This is a genomic window from Fictibacillus aquaticus (genome assembly GCF_002245695.1).
GTDB lineage: Bacteria > Bacillota > Bacilli > Bacillales > Fictibacillaceae > Fictibacillus > Fictibacillus aquaticus.
Genome location: NZ_NOII01000105.1, coordinates 1 through 1,208, shown reverse-complemented (window position 1 = coordinate 1,208; position 1,208 = coordinate 1). Strand labels below are relative to the sequence as shown.

General features: G+C 44.9%; 1 protein-coding gene. It reads left to right on the top strand.

What is annotated here, in order from left to right; genetic code table 11:
• The first annotated feature begins 97 nt into the window (after nt 1-97).
• Nucleotides 98-1,195 carry an aminofutalosine synthase MqnE gene (gene mqnE / locus CGZ90_RS20260; protein WP_094254264.1) on the top strand — a complete coding sequence of 366 codons (1,098 nt, stop codon included), beginning with the start codon at nt 98-100 and terminating at the stop codon, nt 1,193-1,195.
• Nucleotides 1,196-1,208 lie beyond the last annotated feature (13 nt).

The window sequence follows — 1,208 nt, the reverse complement described above, 5'->3', positions numbered from 1 at the left end:
CAGAAGGCTTATAATGGTTACAGCATTTACTTCATATTATTAACTTGTTTTTACGATACATTTATTCGCAGCTTGACGAGTAGAACGGGGGAAAGAAATGACGATATTCACTTCTCAACAATCACGTATGCAGGAAATTGCAGAGAAAGTTAAACATGGTGAAAGACTCACGATAGAAGATGGACTTTTTCTATATGAAACAGAAGACCTGCTTGGAGTTGCACAGCTGGCCAACCAAGTAAATCTTCGCAAAAACGGCGACCGTGTCTATTTTATTGAAAACTTATATATCAACCCGACAAACGTCTGTGAGGCAACATGCAGCTTCTGCGGCTTTAAGCGCAAGCCTGGAGAAGAAGGTGCTTATACGATGGACGATGCCAAGCTTCTTGAGTATGTGGAAAAACGCTGGAATGACAACATCCGTGAATTCCATATCGTTGGCGGCCACAACCATGAAGTACCGTTCGATTATTACTTGAATACAATTAAAACGCTAAAAGCAAAATATCCGCAAGTAACCGTTAAAGCATATACCGGAGCGGAAATTGAATTCTTCTCTCGCATTGCGGGCATTTCGATGAAAGAAGTATTGGAAGAGTTAATCAAAGCTGGTCTCGACACTATGCCTGGCGGCGGTGCAGAGATCCTTACCGAACGTTACCGTTTAAAGATGAGCCCAGACAAAGCATCTACTGACCAGTGGCTTGAAGCTCATGAAATTGCACACGGTCTTGGTCTGCGCACACATGCTACAATGCTGTACGGCTCGATTGAGACAAAAGAAGAGCGACTCATCCACATGGACAGACTGCGCCAGCTGCAAGACCGCACGAACGGCTTCATGGTCTTTATCCCGCTTGCGATGCAGCCCCGCTCTGCGACAATGGGGCTTCAGCGCCGTACATCAGCGTTTGATGATATGAGAACGATCGCGATCAGCCGGTTGATGCTCGATAACTTCGACCACGTGAAAGCATATTGGATCAACATTGGAGTGCAGCTGACACAAATGGCACTTACGTTCGGATCAAGTGATATTCACGGTACGCTGATCGAAGAACGTATCTCTCATGCAGTGGGTGCACTGACGTCATCAGGCATCACAAGAAAAGAACTTGTCCACCTGATCAAAACCGCTAACAAAACACCAGTCGAACGCGACACGTTCTATAATGTCATAAAAGAATATTAAACAAAACAAAACC